The organism is Cupriavidus necator, from assembly GCF_013141915.1.
Taxonomy (GTDB): Bacteria; Pseudomonadota; Gammaproteobacteria; order Burkholderiales; family Burkholderiaceae; genus Cupriavidus; species Cupriavidus necator_B.
Window position 1 is genome coordinate 584,317 of the sequence record NZ_SROX01000001.1, and the last position, 15,154, is coordinate 599,470.

At 67.1% G+C, this 15,154-nt stretch carries 15 protein-coding genes; 8 read left to right on the plus strand and 7 right to left on the minus strand.

All coding sequences use genetic code 11. The features are described from left to right. Window position 1 precedes the first annotated feature (1 nt). The gene (gene phnH / locus E5S69_RS02690; protein WP_171513458.1) at window positions 2-619 is read right to left on the minus strand and encodes a phosphonate C-P lyase system protein PhnH; all 618 of its coding nucleotides are present in this window, start codon (window positions 617-619) and stop codon (window positions 2-4) included. 1 nt (window position 620) lies between these two features. Beyond that, the gene (phnG, locus tag E5S69_RS02695) at window positions 621-1,166 is read right to left on the minus strand and encodes a phosphonate C-P lyase system protein PhnG (RefSeq protein ID WP_171513459.1); all 546 of its coding nucleotides are present in this window, start codon (window positions 1,164-1,166) and stop codon (window positions 621-623) included. Between the two features lie 178 nt (window positions 1,167-1,344). On the opposite strand from phnG, the gene phnF reads away from it, so the two are divergent. From phnF to phnN, 3 genes are all read left to right on the plus strand, one after another. Then, window positions 1,345-2,079 (plus strand): phosphonate metabolism transcriptional regulator PhnF, encoded by a 735-nt coding sequence (phnF, locus tag E5S69_RS02700; protein ID WP_171513460.1) that lies wholly within the window; start codon window positions 1,345-1,347, stop codon window positions 2,077-2,079. Window positions 2,080-2,205: 126 nt separating this feature from the next. Next, the gene (locus tag E5S69_RS02705; RefSeq protein WP_171513461.1) at window positions 2,206-2,931 is read left to right on the plus strand and encodes a DUF1045 domain-containing protein; all 726 of its coding nucleotides are present in this window, start codon (window positions 2,206-2,208) and stop codon (window positions 2,929-2,931) included. Further along, window positions 2,928-3,518 (plus strand): phosphonate metabolism protein/1,5-bisphosphokinase (PRPP-forming) PhnN, encoded by a 591-nt coding sequence (gene phnN / locus E5S69_RS02710; protein ID WP_171513462.1) that lies wholly within the window; start codon window positions 2,928-2,930, stop codon window positions 3,516-3,518. Before E5S69_RS02705 ends, phnN begins: the two co-directional genes overlap by 4 nt. Before the next feature lie 3 nt (window positions 3,519-3,521). Here phnN and E5S69_RS02715 read toward each other — a convergent pair whose 3' ends face one another. The 4 genes from E5S69_RS02715 to phnC form a co-directional block, all read right to left on the minus strand. Further along, window positions 3,522-3,983: a GNAT family N-acetyltransferase gene (locus tag E5S69_RS02715; RefSeq protein ID WP_236901169.1), complete on the minus strand. Its 462-nt coding sequence runs from the start codon at window positions 3,981-3,983 to the stop codon at window positions 3,522-3,524. Between the two features lie 5 nt (window positions 3,984-3,988). Next, window positions 3,989-4,801, minus strand: a complete 813-nt coding sequence (phnE, locus tag E5S69_RS02720; RefSeq protein WP_171513463.1) for a phosphonate ABC transporter, permease protein PhnE — start codon at window positions 4,799-4,801, stop codon at window positions 3,989-3,991. A gap of 105 nt (window positions 4,802-4,906) precedes the next feature. Continuing rightward, a complete protein-coding gene (gene phnD / locus E5S69_RS02725; protein WP_171513464.1) occupies window positions 4,907-5,899 on the minus strand; it encodes a phosphonate ABC transporter substrate-binding protein in 993 nt (330 codons plus the stop codon). A gap of 53 nt (window positions 5,900-5,952) precedes the next feature. Further along, window positions 5,953-6,807, minus strand: a complete 855-nt coding sequence (gene phnC, locus E5S69_RS02730; protein WP_171513465.1) for a phosphonate ABC transporter ATP-binding protein — start codon at window positions 6,805-6,807, stop codon at window positions 5,953-5,955. Between the two features lie 192 nt (window positions 6,808-6,999). Here phnC and ampC point away from each other — a divergent pair, with 192 nt between their 5' ends. The 3 genes from ampC (at window position 7,000) to E5S69_RS02745 (ending at window position 10,225) form a co-directional block, all read left to right on the plus strand. Further along, window positions 7,000-8,193: a class C beta-lactamase gene (gene ampC / locus E5S69_RS02735; RefSeq protein WP_171513466.1), complete on the plus strand. Its 1,194-nt coding sequence runs from the start codon at window positions 7,000-7,002 to the stop codon at window positions 8,191-8,193. A gap of 146 nt (window positions 8,194-8,339) precedes the next feature. Next, complete coding sequence (gene copM / locus E5S69_RS02740) at window positions 8,340-8,780, plus strand: CopM family metallochaperone (RefSeq protein WP_171513467.1); 441 nt, start codon at window positions 8,340-8,342, stop codon at window positions 8,778-8,780. Window positions 8,781-8,836: 56 nt separating this feature from the next. Continuing rightward, window positions 8,837-10,225: a YncE family protein gene (locus E5S69_RS02745; RefSeq protein ID WP_171513468.1), complete on the plus strand. Its 1,389-nt coding sequence runs from the start codon at window positions 8,837-8,839 to the stop codon at window positions 10,223-10,225. A gap of 47 nt (window positions 10,226-10,272) precedes the next feature. Here the strand turns inward: E5S69_RS02745 and E5S69_RS02750 are convergent, their stop codons facing one another. Continuing rightward, the gene (locus tag E5S69_RS02750) at window positions 10,273-12,282 is read right to left on the minus strand and encodes a hypothetical protein (protein WP_236901172.1); all 2,010 of its coding nucleotides are present in this window, start codon (window positions 12,280-12,282) and stop codon (window positions 10,273-10,275) included. 557 nt (window positions 12,283-12,839) lie between these two features. On the opposite strand from E5S69_RS02750, the gene E5S69_RS02755 reads away from it, so the two are divergent. Both E5S69_RS02755 and E5S69_RS02760 read left to right on the plus strand, forming a co-directional pair. Beyond that, entirely contained in the window at window positions 12,840-14,306 is a 1,467-nt protein-coding gene (locus E5S69_RS02755) for a cache domain-containing protein (protein ID WP_236901173.1), read from the plus strand. Then, window positions 14,303-14,974: a response regulator gene (locus E5S69_RS02760; protein WP_171513471.1), complete on the plus strand. Its 672-nt coding sequence runs from the start codon at window positions 14,303-14,305 to the stop codon at window positions 14,972-14,974. The genes E5S69_RS02755 and E5S69_RS02760 overlap by 4 nt, the downstream gene beginning before the upstream one ends. The last annotated feature ends 180 nt before the right edge of the window (window positions 14,975-15,154 follow it).

A 15,154-nucleotide genomic window follows, 5' to 3' on the forward strand; every position in this document is an offset into this window, starting at 1 on the left:
GTCAGTCCTCCACGATGGTGGTGCGCGTCAGCGCGCAGAACCGGTCGCCACTGGACAGCAACAGGTCCACGCCGAGCGGGAAGCCGGCGTTGTTGGCGCGCCAGGCGGCGCGGAAGCCCGTCGGCAGGCCGGTCACGCGCAGCGCCTGCGTGTGCGCGATGCCGGGGCCGCGCAGCGTCAGGGTCTCGCCCTCGGCGAGCGAGGCCACTTCCACCAGCAGCGTGGCCGAGCGGTCAGGGAAGGCCGGGGCGCCTTGTGCGCAGTCGGCGAGCGCGGGCAGGGCATGGCCGGCTGGCACGCAGACGAAGGCCGCGGCGCCGGGGTCGTCGGTCAGCCGGCAGCCGCAGTGAAAGCGCAGGAACGCCCGCGCCGCCGCCGGCACGCCGGCCGGCAGCCAGACCGGCGTATCGGCATCGGCCAGCGTCAGCAACAGGGCCGCAAGCGCCGGCGACAGGCCCTCGGGCACCCCGCTGCCCACCGGCAGCGCCTGCAACTGGCCTGGATGGGCAAACGCCCGCAGCGCGGCGCGGAAGACCTGCTGGGCATTGTCGACCGGATCGTTGAAGCCGGGCAGCAGCGCGGCGCCCGGCGTGGACAGCATCGGTTGCGTGGTGATCATCTCAGTCCTCCCCGCGAACCATGGTGAAGAATTCGACGCGGGTCTGGGCGGCCGTGGCCGCGGCCTGCGCGGCGCGACCGGTCCGGGCGTCGGCCAGCGGCGCAAGCACCAGTTCCTGCACGCGCGGGTGCCAGGCCGGATGCTGCAGCAGCGCGTCCAGCACGGCGGCCTGCTCGGCATGGCGCACGCTGCGTCCCTGCACATAGGCAACGCCGGCGGCAGGGTCGGCCGCACCATCCTCCAGCACCACTACGCAGCGCGTCACCGTGATTTCGCCGAGGTTGAACTGGGCTCCGGTGCCGCCCGCGCGGGCCCGCACCATGGCCATGCCGGACTCCGGCTTGCGTAGCAGCCGGTAGCCAGGCAATGCCTGCGCTTGCGCAAGCCGTTGGTACTGGCCATCGAGCGCTTCGGCGGGCGCGGTCGCCAGGATCCGCAGCCAGGCGGCGCGGGCCACATGGGGGGCCTCGGTGGCGTCGGTGGCGCCGGTGGCCTGGGTGGCCTTGGTGGCGGGCGCGTCGGAGCGCGCGGTTTCGCTTTGCATCATCACCCCTATACGTCTATACGTTCAGATGTCGTGGCTCGAACACGCAGCCACTAGACCACAGGGAAATGAACGTTTCATGACGGGGCAGGGGGTTGCTCGGGCACGCTGCCAGCGCGGCATGACTGAGGCACAATCGCACGGCATGGATGAACGCTTGATGACAAGAGGACAGCGCAAGATGTCTGATCGAGAAGTGGAACGGGGTTCGGGCGTCGCCGTCTGGCGCCAGATTGGCGAGGCGCTGGCGGACGATATCCGCAAGAAGCTGTACCTGCCCGGCGAGCAGTTGCCACCGGAGCCTGAGCTGGCCAACCGCTTCGCCGTGAACCGCCACACCATCCGCCGCGCCATGGGCGAGCTGGAACTGAGCGGGCTGGTGCGCATCGAGCAGGGCCGCGGCACCTTCGTGCAGGAACACGCGATCGACTACGCCATCGGGCGGCGCACCCGCTTTTCACAAAACCTGGCGGCGCAGGGCATGCGCGGGCATGCCGAGATCGTTGCCAGCCAGATGGTGCGCGCGCCGGAAATAGCCAGGCATCTGGGGCTGCCGCGCACGGCTGAACTGCTCCATGCGCAGATGCTCGGCAAGGCCGAGGACCGCACCATCGACGTCGCCGAACATTACTTCGACCTCAAGCGCTTTCCCGGCATCGACGAGGTGCTGCGCGCCCGGCAATCCGTATCGCGCGCGCTGGCGCATTTCGGCATTGCCGATTACACCCGCAAGTGGTCGCGCATTACCGCGGCGATGCCCAGTGCGCCGGTGGCGCGCATGCTGAACCAGCCGAAAACGCGCCCGGTGCTGCAGGTCGAGGCGCTGAATGTCGATATCGACGGCAATCCGGTTCAGTACAGCGTGGTGCGCTTCGCCGGCGACTGGGTGCAGCTGACGGTGTCCGACGGTGACTGAGGCCGGCGTGCGGCATTGGTCTAGACATCCGGCTGTCATTTGCCTGCGTTACCGTTTGCGGTCAACCCCACCAAACCGGGGCAGCCTGCGCCCGCGCGCGCATGACGCCGCTGGTAACCTTGCCGCATGACTCACGCCGCATACCGTTACGCCATCTACCTGTCGCCATCGGGCCCGCTGTGCACCTTCGGCAGCCAGTGGCTGGGCCGCGACGCCGACACCGGAGCCGCGCTATCCCCGCCACGCGAACTGGCCGCCGCCCCCGCGGACTGGATCAGGGAGCCGGCCCGCTACGGCCTGCACGCCACCCTGAAGCCGCCGTTCCGGCTTGCCGCCGGCGCCAATGGGGCGATGGTCGATGCCACCGCCCGGGAGCTTGCGCGACGGCAGGCGCCGTTCGACGCACCGCTGGCGCTGCGCGCGCTGCGTGGCTTTATCGCGTGGGGGCTCGCCGATGGCGGCTCGCCGCCGATGCAGGCGCTGGCCGACGCCTGTGTCATGGCCTTCGAGCCCTTGCGGGCGCCGCCCTCGGCGCAGGAACTGGCCCGGCGTACGCCGCACCGGCTGACCGAAGAAGAGCGCCGCATGCTTGACGCATGGGGCTACCCGTATGTGTTCGGCACCTTCGTCTTTCATATCACCCTGACCGGCATGCTCGATGCCGCCGGCCAGCGCGCCGCGCTGGCCCAGCTGGAAGCAGCCAGCGTCCAGTTGCTGCAAGCGCCGTTGCAAGTGGACCGGATCAGCGTCTTCGTGCAGCCCGCCGCGGGCGAAGACTTTGTCGTCGGCCGCCATTACGGCTTCGACGGCAGCACCGCCGACGGCGCCGGCGCGGCGTACCTGGGCGCATGAGCACGCTTACCGTGGCCGACGGACACGGCCTGTTCTACCTGATGGGCCCGTCGGGCAGCGGCAAGGACTCATTGCTGCGCGCGCTGCGCGACCGCCTGGGAAGCGATCACCGCATTGTCATCGCGCATCGCTACATCACCCGCGCCGCCGACGCCAACGAGGCCTCGGTGGCGCTGACGCCCGAAGAATTTCACCGTCGGCGCGCACTGGGGTGCCTGGCGCTGGACTGGCACAGCCACGGGCTGCACTACGGCATCGGCATCGAGATCGAGCAGTGGCTGGCGCGCGGCCTGACGGTCATCGTCAACGGCTCGCGCGAGTTCCTGCCGCAAGCGGTGGCGCGCTACCCCAGGCTGTGCGCGGTACACGTGCGGGTGCATCCGGAAGTGCTGGCCGCGCGCCTGCGCCAGCGCGGACGCGAGGCGGAAGACGCCATTGCCAGGCGGCTTGCGCGTGCGCGGCAGGCGTTCGCCGTGCCGCCCGGATGCCGGCTGGTGGAGATCGACAACAGCGGCGGGCTGGAGACCGCGGTGGCAGCCCTGGCGCAAGTGGTGGGCATGGCGCCTGCAGCGGCCGGGCGGGCCTGAGCCTCAGAGTTCGATGCTGAAGCTGATCCCATGCTCGGTAAAGCCGAGCTGGCGATAGAACCGGTGCGCCCGCAGGCGTCGCGCATTGGATGACAGCGCCAGCTTGGCCGCGCCGGCCTCGCGCGCCAGGCGCATCGCCTCGCGCATCATCGCCTTGCCGACGCCCATGCCGCGCGCGGTCGGCGCCACCACCACGGCTTCGACAATGGCCTCGGGGCGCCCGTCGTGGACCATCACGGGGAACACCAGCAGGCTGAACGTGCCCAGCGGCACGTCATCCGCGCCCACCATCATGTAGCAGCGGTAGTCCGGATAGCGGCGCATGGTGGCATAGCGCTCGCGCATGGTGGCCAGCGGCAGCGGCATTTCGCCATCCATCGCCGCCAGCAGCGCGGACAGGTGCAGCAGCTCCGCATCGGAGCCGCGCACTTCGCGCAGGGCGGGCGAGGCGTCAGGCATCAGCATGGTATTCAGACCAGCACCTTGCGGATCTGCGCCGACAGGATGTCGATGGCCGAGACGAAGGCGATGATGATAATCATCACGGCACAGGTCTGCGCGTACTGGAAGCTGCGGATGATTTCCCACAGCACGGTGCCGATGCCGCCCGCGCCGACGATGCCCACCACTGACGCCGAGCGCACGTTGGACTCGAAGCGGTACAGCGCGAACGACAGCCACAGCGGCAGCACCTGCGGAATCACGCCGTAGACGATCTCCGCGACCGGCCCGGCGCCGGTGGCGCGCACGCCTTCGACCGGCCGCGGGTCGATGGCTTCGACCGCTTCGGCAAACAGCTTGGCCAGCACCCCGGTGGTGTGGATCCAGATCGCCAGCACGCCGGCGAACGGACCCAGCCCGACCGCGACGATAAACAGCATAGCGAACACCATTTCATTGATGGCGCGGCACGCGTCCATGATGCGGCGCGCGGGCTGGTAGACCCAGGCCGGCACGATGTTGGCCGAGCACAGCAGCCCCAGCGGCACCGCCATCACCACGGCCAGGGCCGTGCCCCACAGGGCGATCTGCACGGTGACCAGCATCTCGTCCAGGTAGTGATGCCAGTCGCGGAAATCGGGCGGGAAGAAGTCTGCCGCGAACCTGGCCATGTTGTCGGAATCGCGCAGCAGGTCCAGCGGGCGCATGTCGGCGCCTTGCCAGGACAGGGCCAGCATGGCAAGCAGCACCGCCCACGTCAGCGGCACGGCAAGGGACGTGCGGGGCGGGCGCACAGGGCTTCGGGGCGTGGGAGGCAGGCCAGGCGTGACGGTGGCGGTCATGGAGCGGTCCGGATGCAACGGCGGGACGGAATCGGCGGCAGGCCGGCGGCGACAGGCCGCCGGCCTCGATGAGACAGGGGCAATCGTGTGGCGGCAGCGAGCCGGTTAATGCGTGCTGGTGGCGCTGCCGGCCGCCTTGTCCAGCTCCGCCAGGCGGCGGGACACGTCGGACAGGCGCTTTTCCTTGTCGGCGGCGGCCATGGTGGTATCCGATTCGATCTTGGCCTTTTCCCGCGCCAGCTCGATCTGGCGGATCGGCACCAGTTGCGCGTCGCTCGCTGTGCGGAAGCCCTGGTAGGTCAGCGTCGCCAGCACCTGCTTCTCACGCGCCGCGTCAGTGCCCTTGCCGTAGTTGACGAAGAAGGCCTGGATCTTCTTCTTCAGATCGGCCGGCAGGTCCTTGCGGTAGACCATCGGGTCGGCCGGGATCAGCGGCGACTTCCACAGCACGCGCACCTGGTCATAGGCGTTCTTGCCCGTATTGATGCGGTAGCGCTCCATGTTCTCGGTGTTGTTGACGGCCACGTCGACCTGCTTGTTCAGCACCGACAGCAGGTTGGTTTCATGGTTGCCGATGCGCACGGCCTTGAACAGCGTCTTCGGGTCGACCTTGTTGGCGCTCCACAGGTAGAAGCCGGGCACTGCCGTGCCCGAGGTGGAGTTCGGGTCGCCTGCGCCGTAGGTCAGCTCCTTGCCGCGCCGGATCACGTCTTCGACGCTCTTCAGGTCGCTGTCCTTGTTGACGACCAGCACCGACCAGTAACCCGGATTGCCTTCCTTGTCGATCACCGACGCAAAGACCTCGCCGCTGGCGCGGTCCACCGCTTCCATGGCCGATTTGTTGCCAAACCAGGCGATCTGCACCTTGTTGAAGCGCATGCCCTCGATGATGCCGGCATAGTCGGAGGCGAAGAACGGCTTGACCGGCACGCCCAAGGTCTTGCTCAGGTCATCGATCAGCGGCTGCCAGGCGGATTTCAGGTTTGACGACGATTCGGTCGAGATGAAGCCGATGTTCAGGCTCCTGGCCTCCTGGGCAAAGGCGGGCAGGGCGACCACGGCCGAGGCCGCGAGGGCAACAAAGGTTCTGCGCAGCATGGCACAACTCCGGTGGAAAGCGGTTTCGGGTAAAGGGGTCTGCAGGCAACCGCTCAGGCGGCCGCCAGGTTCATCGTGACCAGCGCCGGCGCCGGCATGGACGCGCTGGCGGCGTCCTCGTCCAGCACGGCATCGCGCAACAGCGCGTCGGCTTCGGTGCCGTAGAGATCGCGCAGCATGGCGGGGGTCAGCGCCGCCGAGGGGCCGTCATAGACCACCTTGCCGTGGCGCAGCGCCACCACCCGCGGGCAATAGCGCATGGCCACGTCGACCTGGTGCAGCGACACCACCACCGCCACTTTGCGGGTGCGGTTGATCTGCCTGAGCAGCGCCATCACCCGGCGCGAGGATTCGGGGTCGAGCGAGGCGATCGGCTCGTCGGCCAGGATCACGCTGGCGTTCTGCACCAGCGTGCGGGCGATGGCGGCGCGCTGCTGCTGACCGCCAGACAGCGTCGAGGCCCGTTGAAAGGCATAGTCGTCTATACCAACTTGCGCGAGCGCATCGAGGCCACAGCGGATTTCATCGGCCCTGAACAGGCGCAGCAGGCCGCGCCACCTGGGCACGCGCGACAGCATGCCGACCAGCACGTTGGTGATCACCGGAAGGCGCCCCACCAGGTTGAACTGCTGGAACACGAAACCGATCTCGCCGCGCACCTTGCGCACGTTGGCCGCGAGCCGGCCGTGGCGCTGCACGTGGCGCCCGTTGACCAGGATCTCGCCGGCGCCGGCATCGCCGGTGACGAAGCCGGCCACGTGGCGCAGCAGCGTAGACTTGCCGGATCCGGACGCGCCCAGCAGGGCGACCATCTCGCCGGGTGCGACCTGCAGCGTGACATCGTCAAGCGCCTTGCGGTCCGCGCGGAACGATTTGCTCAGCCCGCGGACTTCGATTGCGTGCGTCATGTCGACTCCCTGACTTGAATGACCTGCGCATTCTGGCCGGGGTGAATGACAGAACGATGACTGGCGGACCGATCCCGATCGGGCCTCGAGAACCGATTGCCACGCGGCCAGTCTGGGGAGCCGGCTAAAGTCTCGTATAGTTCCAGCGCCGGCTACTTGGTTTGCCGGCACACCGTGATCCGATGGCCTGATATGAACAAGACTATTGAAAGGGCAATGCAAGCCATTGCCGCCGCCACGGCGTTGCTTTGGGGCGCCGGAGCCCATGCTGCCGAGCCCGTCGATGCCACCACGCTCAAGCGCGTCGTGGACGCCGCCATCCAGCCTGTGATGCAGGCGCACGACGTGCCCGGCATGGCCGTCGCCGTCACGGCCGCCGGCAAGCAATACCACTTCCACTATGGCGTCGCCGCCAAGGCGAGCGGCCGCAAGGTCGACGCCGACACGCTGTTCGAGATCGGCTCGGTCAGCAAGACCTTCACTGCGACGCTGGCCGCCTATGCGCAGGCCCGCGGCGACCTGGCGCTGACCGACAACGCGGCGAAGTACCTACCTGCGCTCGCCGGCAGCAGCCTGGGCGCGACCCGCCTGCTGGACCTGGGCACCTATGCGGCCGGCGGGCTGCCGCTGCAGTTTCCGGAGTCGGTCACCGATACGGACAAGATGGTCGACTATTTCCGCAACTGGCATCCCCGCTATGCCCCCGGGACCCACCGGCAATACTCGAATCCCAGCATCGGCCTGTTCGGCTACCTGGCCGCCCGCAGCATGGGCCAGCCGTTCGATGCCCTGATGGAAAAGACCCTGTTCCCCGCGCTGGGCCTGCGCAGTACTAACATCACGGTGCCGAAGGCTCGCATGGTCGACTACGCGTATGGCTACGCCAAGGATGGCAAGCCGGTCCGTGTGACGCCCGGCGTGCTGGATGCCGAGGCCTACGGCGTGAAAACCACAGCGGCCGACATGATGCGCTTTGTCATGGCCAACATCGACAGCACCGGGCTGGACCAGACCCTGCAGCGCGCACTGGCCACGACCCGCACCGGCTATTTCAAGGTCGGCGACATGGTGCAAGGGCTGGCCTGGGAGATGTACGCCTGGCCGGCACAGCGCGACAGCGTGCTGGCCGGCAGCTCGCCGCAGGTGGTGTTCGAGGCCAACCCGGTGGCGCGACTGGAGCCGCCGCAGGCGGCGCGCAGCGACATGCTGGTCAACAAGACCGGCTCGACCAATGGCTTTGGCGCCTATGTCGCCTACGTCCCGTCGCAGCGCATTGGCATCGTGATGCTGGCGAACAAGAACTTTCCAGTCGCGGAGCGGGTGAAGGCGGCGTTCCAGGTGCTGAAATACCTGGACGGCCAGGCCGCAGGGGAGGGGAAGCCTTGACCGGGTTTTGCCCGTAGCGGGCCAGGCCCTGCCACGCCGGGAAAAATTTTTCATCCGTGACGGAATAGACTGAGCATCTCACGTGTATATGCAGGTAATCGCCCCGGGCCCGGCACACGCCAGGCCGGGCAAACCGGAGACCCGCGATGCAATGGACTTGCTCACGCCATGGCGCCGGCACCGCGGCACGCGCCCTGGCGGCGCTGTGCCTGTCGGCCGCGAGCCTTGCCGTGTCCGCCGAGAACGCTCACCAGTACCCCGGTCACGCGGCGGCACCCCCCGCCTTTGTTGCCAGCACCGCAAAGCCCTATGCCGGCCTGATCGATGACGCCATGGCCGTCATGCACCACGGCATGACGCAGGCCCCTACCAACGGCGTTCCGGACCATGACTTCGTGGCCATGATGATCCCCCACCACCAGGGCGCGATCGACATGGCCAAGGCATTGCTGCTGTACGGCAAGGACCCGGCGCTGCGCAACCTGGCCCAGGGCATCATCACCGAGCAGCAGAACGAGATACGCCTGATGCAGGCGTGGCTCGAGCGCAACCCGGCACCGCCGCTCCGTGCCACACCGCCGCGCTGACCGGCCCAAGCCTGATCCGCTCCACATACCCATCGCATTCCAGCCCTGTTACCGCCATGAAGAAGAAAACGCTTGTCGCATTGGCCATTTCACTCGGCGCGCCACTGGCCGGCGCCGCCCCGCAACCGCAGGACCGCGTGTACACCGCGGATCAGAACAGCAACACCGTGTCGGTGATCGATCCCGCCGGCAACAGGCTGCTGGGCCAGATCCGGCTGGGCAATGCACGGCCCGACGTGCTGTCGCCGCTGTACAAGGGCGAACTCAACGTCCACGGCCTCGGGTTCTCCCCGGACCACCGGACGCTGATCGCCATCTCCAACGGCTCCAACTCGGTCGCGTTCATCGATACCGCCACCAACCGGGTCAAGGGCATTGCCTATATCGGCCGCTCCCCGCATGAGGGCTTCTTTACCGCCGACGGGAAAGAGGTATGGGTGGTGGTGCGCGGCGAGGACTACATCTCGGTCATCGACCCTGCCACGTTCCGTGAAACCCGCCGCATCCCGACCACGGCGGGGCCGGGCATGGTGCTGTTCCATCCCGCGGGCAAGCTTGCCTTCGTCGTGTCCAGTTTCAATCCGGTGGTCGACGTGATCGACGTCAAGGCCCGCAAGGTGGTGAAGCGACTCGATGTGGCCAGTCCGTTCTCGCCCTTCCTGCAGTTCACGCCCGACTTCAAGGAAGTCTGGATGACGCACAAGGACGTGGGCAAGGTCACGCGCATCGATACCGAAAAGCTGGCGGTAAAGGGCGTGTTCGATACCGGCTTCATCACCAACCACCTGGCCTTTGCCCGCACTGCCCGCGGCACGCTCGCCTACGTGACGGTGGGGGGCGAGAACGTGGTGAAGGTGTTCACCACCGACGCCACGCCCACGCTGGCCACGACCATCCCGGTCGGCGCGCTGCCACATGGCATCTGGGCGGCCGACGACGGCTCACGTATCTATGTCGGCCTGGAAAACGGCGACGCCGTGGACGTGATCGACACCGCTTCCAACCGCGTCACGGCGCGCGTGCCGGTGGGCCAGGCGCCGCAGGCGCTGGTCTACGTCAGCAACGCCGTGCCCGCTGGTGCGGGCACCGACAACCTGGTCGCGCGGGCGAACAGCGACCCCGTCAACATTGCCCTCAAGCCGCCCAGCGGCGAGGCCAGGGGCTTCGTGGTCGCGCGTAACCTGGGCGTGGTCGATGCGCTGGAGGTCTCGCTGTTCAAGCTGAAGCCGGAAACCAGCTACAGCGTCTATGTGGGCGCGCAGAAGACACCGGTGGCCAGCTTCAAGACCAATCCGGCCGGCATGGCCAATGGCACCGCGATCGGTCCGCTGCGCGAGGTAGTGTCGACGTTGTCGCCACAGGCGCCGTCCCCGGTGCAACTGGTGGTGATGGAGGGCAACGCGCCGCCAGACCCGGCCACGGCGGTGCTGCTCAGCGCGCCGTAACGGCGGCCAGGCGATGCGCATCCTGCCGGCAGAAAGCGGCAGGGCGATCAGGGCACATTGCTCTGGGTGAAATCGAACGGCTTGCCGGGCACGTCATAGGCGCCACCGAACTCGAACGGCGCATTGCCCGACTTGCCGATGCCGATAGCCAGCGGCGTATTGCCGCCTTGCAGGGCGATCGGCGCGTAGCGGTAGTTCATCACCTGCCTGCCGGTGTAATCCGTAATGGTGATCACGCTGGTCAGCAAGGGACTCTGCTGGGTCTCGTCCACCGTGATGGGGTCGACGATGCGCGAGTCCTGCAGCGTCTTTTCGACGGTCAGGCCGACCATGTCGACCAGCTGGATCTTCTGCGCGCCGCGCGATACCACCCACAGCCTGGTGTTGGAATTGCCCAGCCCCACGATGACATGGTGCTTCATGCTGGTGGGATTCTTGCCGACCTGGACGCTTAGCATCTCCTCGATCCGCTTGGGATCGGGGTTGCGGCCCGACTGCAGCCCCGCCACCGAGAACGCGCGGATCTTGCCTTCCTCGGTGGCCACCCAGGCACGGCCGGGGATCGGCAGGATCGAAATCCTGACCGCCGTGGGCTTTTGCGGCAGGCTGATCGACTTGACGATGGTCGGCGCGTAGTTGTCGACGGCAAATACCGGTGGCCACTGCGCATCGCCAAGGCCGGTGTTGGCCAGGGTCGATTGCAGCGAAGCATGACTGCCTTCGAAGTAGGCCTGGTTGACCTTGTCGAACAGCGGCTTCAGGTTCAGGAAGATCACCTTTTTCTCGGACTTCGAGATCACCGCGGCCACGCCCGCCCGCGACACCAGCTTGCCGTTGATGCCGGCGCGGGTGAAGCTCTTCTGGTTGATGCTGCTGGTGGCCGGGTTCACCTCCGTCTTGGTCAGGCTGGCGCCGCGGCGTCCGACCGGGTCGACCAGCCAGCCTTGCGTGCTGTGGTCCTGCATCACGCCAAAATCCGTGACCGCCGATATGTCCGTGGGCGCCACCATCCCGGGCAGGTCGATAAAGCCCAGCAGCTTGATAAAGACAAAGTTCGACATGTTGCGCAGGCCAGGGTACAGGCCCGGCCACGAGCCCGCGCTGGGGTCATAGGGTCCGCCCACCTTGCTGCCATCGGCGAGGCTGCCCAGCGCCAGCACCGCCACCTGGCCCTTGAAATTGACGGTATCCCATACCGTTACCAGCGCGAATTCCGAATTGGTCGTGATCGCAATCGCCGTCGGCACCTTGCCCGCCGGCAATTTCACGGCGGCGGCGTGCGAGGCGGTATTGCTGCCCACCGAGGCAATCAGGCCGTTCTGGTACGCGATCAGGGCCTGGGCGCAATCGTGTTCGCTGCAGCGCCCCATGGCAATCGGGCGCCTGGGCAATACGCCGCCATTGGCCGCAATATGATTGTTCAGTTGGGGGTCGGTCGAGACATGCCCGTAAACCCACGGCAACTGCGGCTTCTCGGCAACCGTCCCGGCACTCAGGCCCAGCGTGAGCAGCGAGGTAACGCCTGGGTCCGACGCCGCATCGGCGCGATAAATGACATCCCCCATATTGCTGCCGTAATCGTTGCGCGAGCAATCCAGCTGGCCCAGCTGATAGAGGACCTTCAGGTTGTAATCCAGTTCGGCCTTGGGAAATTCCTTCTGGTAGCAGGCATTGGCGTGCGGATAGAAGGTCTTGTCGCCGGGCTGCCAGTGGGTCGGCGCCGTCGCCACCAGCCTGGTATTGGCCGGGCCGTAACGATAGGCAATGGCCTCGTCGCTGCTGTAATCGGCGGCAATGGCCAGATAGGCTTCCCGCACCAGCTTGCCTTGGGCATCCAGGATGTCGTCGAACCATGGCCGCGGCGGTGCTGCCGGCGCCGATGCCGGCAACGGGTGTTGCGCTGGCGCGTGCGCGGGCACCTGTTTGGGCGCGGCTGCCACGGATGCGGTGGCGGGCGGCACCGGGGCGTCAGTGCGGCGATCGGCTTCTCGCTCGCAGCCCGACATTGCCAGCACGAGGGCGCAAGCAGCCAGCATCGGGGTTGCGGCCGGACGCATGGCAATGTGGTGCGATGGCAAGCGTTTCCCAGGCATGAGTGTCTGTGCAGCGCAAAGTAAATTCGTCGGGGCGCAAACATCCGCCAGGTGGACTTTGCCAGCTTTCCGGTCGCGGCTTGGTACGCCAGCACATATTTCTGGTGCATTGCCTTGTCGCGCCCGCGGGCCATGTCTGCATTGTTATCGGTAATCGCCCCAATCGACGTGCGATCGCGCTTGCATTCCGCGTTGGCCGCTCCGGCACGCTGCTTGCTTTTTGCCACGAAACGTCATAGTTTTCCTGATGCATATCGGTTGAGCCCATCCGTTCGCCGGCTGCATCAGGGGTCGAGAAACCACCCGGCAAAGCGCGGCACCAGAACGCGCGCAGGGGGCGGTTTCGATCAATCGAATGGGGAGGAATCGATTTGTCCTGGCGGCGTCGGCATTCTCGCCAACGCCGGCACGGTGTTTCGTCGGCGGCCTTGCAGTCGGCCTGCCAGCCCGAGTATGACCGGCTCCCCTGGGCCCCCGCGATGATCCATTTGCCCCCACACGTGCGAAGCATGACGACCCGCATGAGAGCGGTCGCCCTGGCGGCGGCCTTCATGCTGGTGGTCTTTCTGTTGGTGACCTGGGCGGTCTCGTACCAGATGGTCTGCCATGCGCGCCAGGACCGCAAACAGGTCCAGGCCGTCTACGTGGCCAGCAAGGAAAAGGAACTGCGCCACTACGTCGAGCTCGGCCATGCCACGCTGGCTCGCATCGCGCAGGGCAGCGGCGAGCAAGCCGCGCTGCAGCAACAGGTGCTGGCCGCGCTCTCGCGCATGCATTTCGGCAATGACGGCTACTTCTTTGTCTACGATCGCTTCGGCAACGTGCTGCTGAACCCGGGCAGCATGGGAATCGACGGCGTGGACTTCTGCGACCCGGCCGATAGCGGCAGCGACCAGGCCAGGATGCTGATCAACCAGGCGCACGCCGGCGGCGGCATTGTCCGATACAACTGGATCAAGCCGTCCTCACGCGCCGAGGCGCCAAAGATGTCGTATGTGAAGACTGCCGACCATTGGGGATGGATCATCGGCGCCGGCCTTTACATGGACGACATCGAGCGCGAGCTGGCCGCCTTCGATGCCAATGCCGCCCGCACGCTGCGCGATACGCAGATACGGCTCACGGCCTTGGCGATCGGCTCGGTCATGCTGATCAGCCTTGCGTGGCTGGCGTGGAACCTGCGCAATTCCCGCATCTCCGGCGAGAAACTGCGGCGCCTGGCGCGGCGCGTGGTGAGTTCGCAGGAAGAGGAACGTGCCCGCGTGGCACGCGAGCTGCATGACGGCGTGGTGCAGGTGCTGGTGTCGTCCAAGTATTTGCTGGAAACGGCCCAGGTGCATCTGGAGCAGGACACAGAAAAAGCCCCGGAGAAAGACCCGGCAAAGGACCATCCGCGAGCGCGCCGCCACGCGCCGCAGGCACTGCTGGCGCAGGGTCTGGGCCGCCTGCAGGAGGCCCTGGTCGAGATCCGCCGGGTTTCGCACGGCCTGCATCCGGCCTTGCTGACCGACCTTGGACTGGCCGCCGCGCTGCGCATGCTGGTCGAGCAATTGTGCCCCCAGCGCGCAGTCGACCTGCGCTTCACCGAGCAGGGCTTCATCCCGGCGCTGTCGCAGGCCCAGCGGACCGCGTTGTTCCGGGTCGCGCAGGAGGCGTTGAACAACGCCCTCATGCACGCGCAGGCCGGTTGGGTCCAGGTCACGCTCGCCGGCGGCGCCCATCACGTCGCGCTGACGATCGAGGACAACGGCCATGGCTTCGACCTGAACAAGGTCCGTGCCGACGGCAAGGGCGGCATCGGCCTGCGCAATATGCGCGAGCGCATCGAAAGCCTGGAAGGCAGCGACTTTGCCATGCATACCGGCCCCGACGGCACCCGTGTCGAAGCACGGCTGCGCCTGCCGCAGCCAGAGCCCGACACACCAATCCGGGCCCGACCCGAACCAGCCCTGGGCCATCATCGCCCTGCGAGGAGACCTGCTGCATGACCGCCAACCTTCGTGTGCTGCTGGTCGATGACCATCCGTTTGTGCTGGACGGCGTCCGCCTGCGGCTGGAGGCCACCGGCGAGATGACGGTGGTGGGCGAAGCGGCGAGCGTCGAGGAAGCCATGGTCCTGGCCGGGCAGCATGGTCCGGACCTGGTGGTGTCGGACATCCACATGCCCGATGCCAACGGCTTGCAGCTTGCGGCGCGCTTTGCCGAACGCTTCCCTGCGGTGCGCGTGATCGCGCTGTCGATGCACAAAGACCCGGAGTACGTGCGGCGCGCCTTTGCCCTCGGCGTGGCCGCCTACGTCCTCAAGGAAGCGCCCGCGCATGAGCTGGTCAACGCGATCCGCACGGTCGCGGCCGGCGGCACTTACCTCAACGCCGAACTGCAGGCCTTCCTGCAGACCGATGAGCCGCCGCCGTCTTCGCGCCGCGCGCTGACGCCGAAGGAGGCCACGGTGCTGAAGCTGCTGGCCGAGGGCCGCTCCAACAAGGAGATCGCCGAGCGGCTCGGAACCTCGGTGCGCACCGTCGAAACGCACCGGCTGCACCTGCGCCGCAAGCTCCAGGTCGGGGGCCGCGCCGAACTGGTGAAGTACGCGGTGCACTTCTCCGACCTCCACGCGATCCCGCTGGCCGACGCGGCGCTAGCGGCGGACTGCTGATTGCCCTTTATTGCCCTTTATTGCCCTTTACCGGTGCGATGTGTCCATGCCCGGTGCGGTGGCACCGAGGCAGGGCGGTGGCATGCACCATCATTGCAGCGCGCAACGCGCTCTCTGTATTACTGCGTAAGGGAAAGTCGTGCTGCTCCCGCCGCCGTTGTTTGCGTAGACTTTTTTCCA

What these genes read in the sequence shown, in the direction of transcription:
- copM (WP_171513467.1), top strand. Translation starts at nt 8,340, where the DNA reads ATGCAATGGACTTGCTCACGCCATGGCGCCGGCACCGCGGCACGCGCC.
- phnE (WP_171513463.1), bottom strand. Translation starts at nt 4,801, where the DNA reads ATGACCGCCACCGTCACGCCTGGCCTGCCTCCCACGCCCCGAAGCCCT.
- E5S69_RS02745 (WP_171513468.1), top strand. Translation starts at nt 8,837, where the DNA reads ATGAAGAAGAAAACGCTTGTCGCATTGGCCATTTCACTCGGCGCGCCA.
- phnH (WP_171513458.1), bottom strand. Translation starts at nt 619, where the DNA reads ATGATCACCACGCAACCGATGCTGTCCACGCCGGGCGCCGCGCTGCTG.
- phnN (WP_171513462.1), top strand. Translation starts at nt 2,928, where the DNA reads ATGAGCACGCTTACCGTGGCCGACGGACACGGCCTGTTCTACCTGATG.
- phnG (WP_171513459.1), bottom strand. Translation starts at nt 1,166, where the DNA reads ATGATGCAAAGCGAAACCGCGCGCTCCGACGCGCCCGCCACCAAGGCC.
- phnD (WP_171513464.1), bottom strand. Translation starts at nt 5,899, where the DNA reads ATGCTGCGCAGAACCTTTGTTGCCCTCGCGGCCTCGGCCGTGGTCGCC.
- E5S69_RS02750 (WP_236901172.1), bottom strand. Translation starts at nt 12,282, where the DNA reads ATGCGTCCGGCCGCAACCCCGATGCTGGCTGCTTGCGCCCTCGTGCTG.
- phnC (WP_171513465.1), bottom strand. Translation starts at nt 6,807, where the DNA reads ATGACGCACGCAATCGAAGTCCGCGGGCTGAGCAAATCGTTCCGCGCG.
- phnF (WP_171513460.1), top strand. Translation starts at nt 1,345, where the DNA reads ATGTCTGATCGAGAAGTGGAACGGGGTTCGGGCGTCGCCGTCTGGCGC.
- E5S69_RS02715 (WP_236901169.1), bottom strand. Translation starts at nt 3,983, where the DNA reads ATGCTGATGCCTGACGCCTCGCCCGCCCTGCGCGAAGTGCGCGGCTCC.
- ampC (WP_171513466.1), top strand. Translation starts at nt 7,000, where the DNA reads ATGAACAAGACTATTGAAAGGGCAATGCAAGCCATTGCCGCCGCCACG.
- E5S69_RS02755 (WP_236901173.1), top strand. Translation starts at nt 12,840, where the DNA reads ATGAGAGCGGTCGCCCTGGCGGCGGCCTTCATGCTGGTGGTCTTTCTG.
- E5S69_RS02705 (WP_171513461.1), top strand. Translation starts at nt 2,206, where the DNA reads ATGACTCACGCCGCATACCGTTACGCCATCTACCTGTCGCCATCGGGC.
- E5S69_RS02760 (WP_171513471.1), top strand. Translation starts at nt 14,303, where the DNA reads ATGACCGCCAACCTTCGTGTGCTGCTGGTCGATGACCATCCGTTTGTG.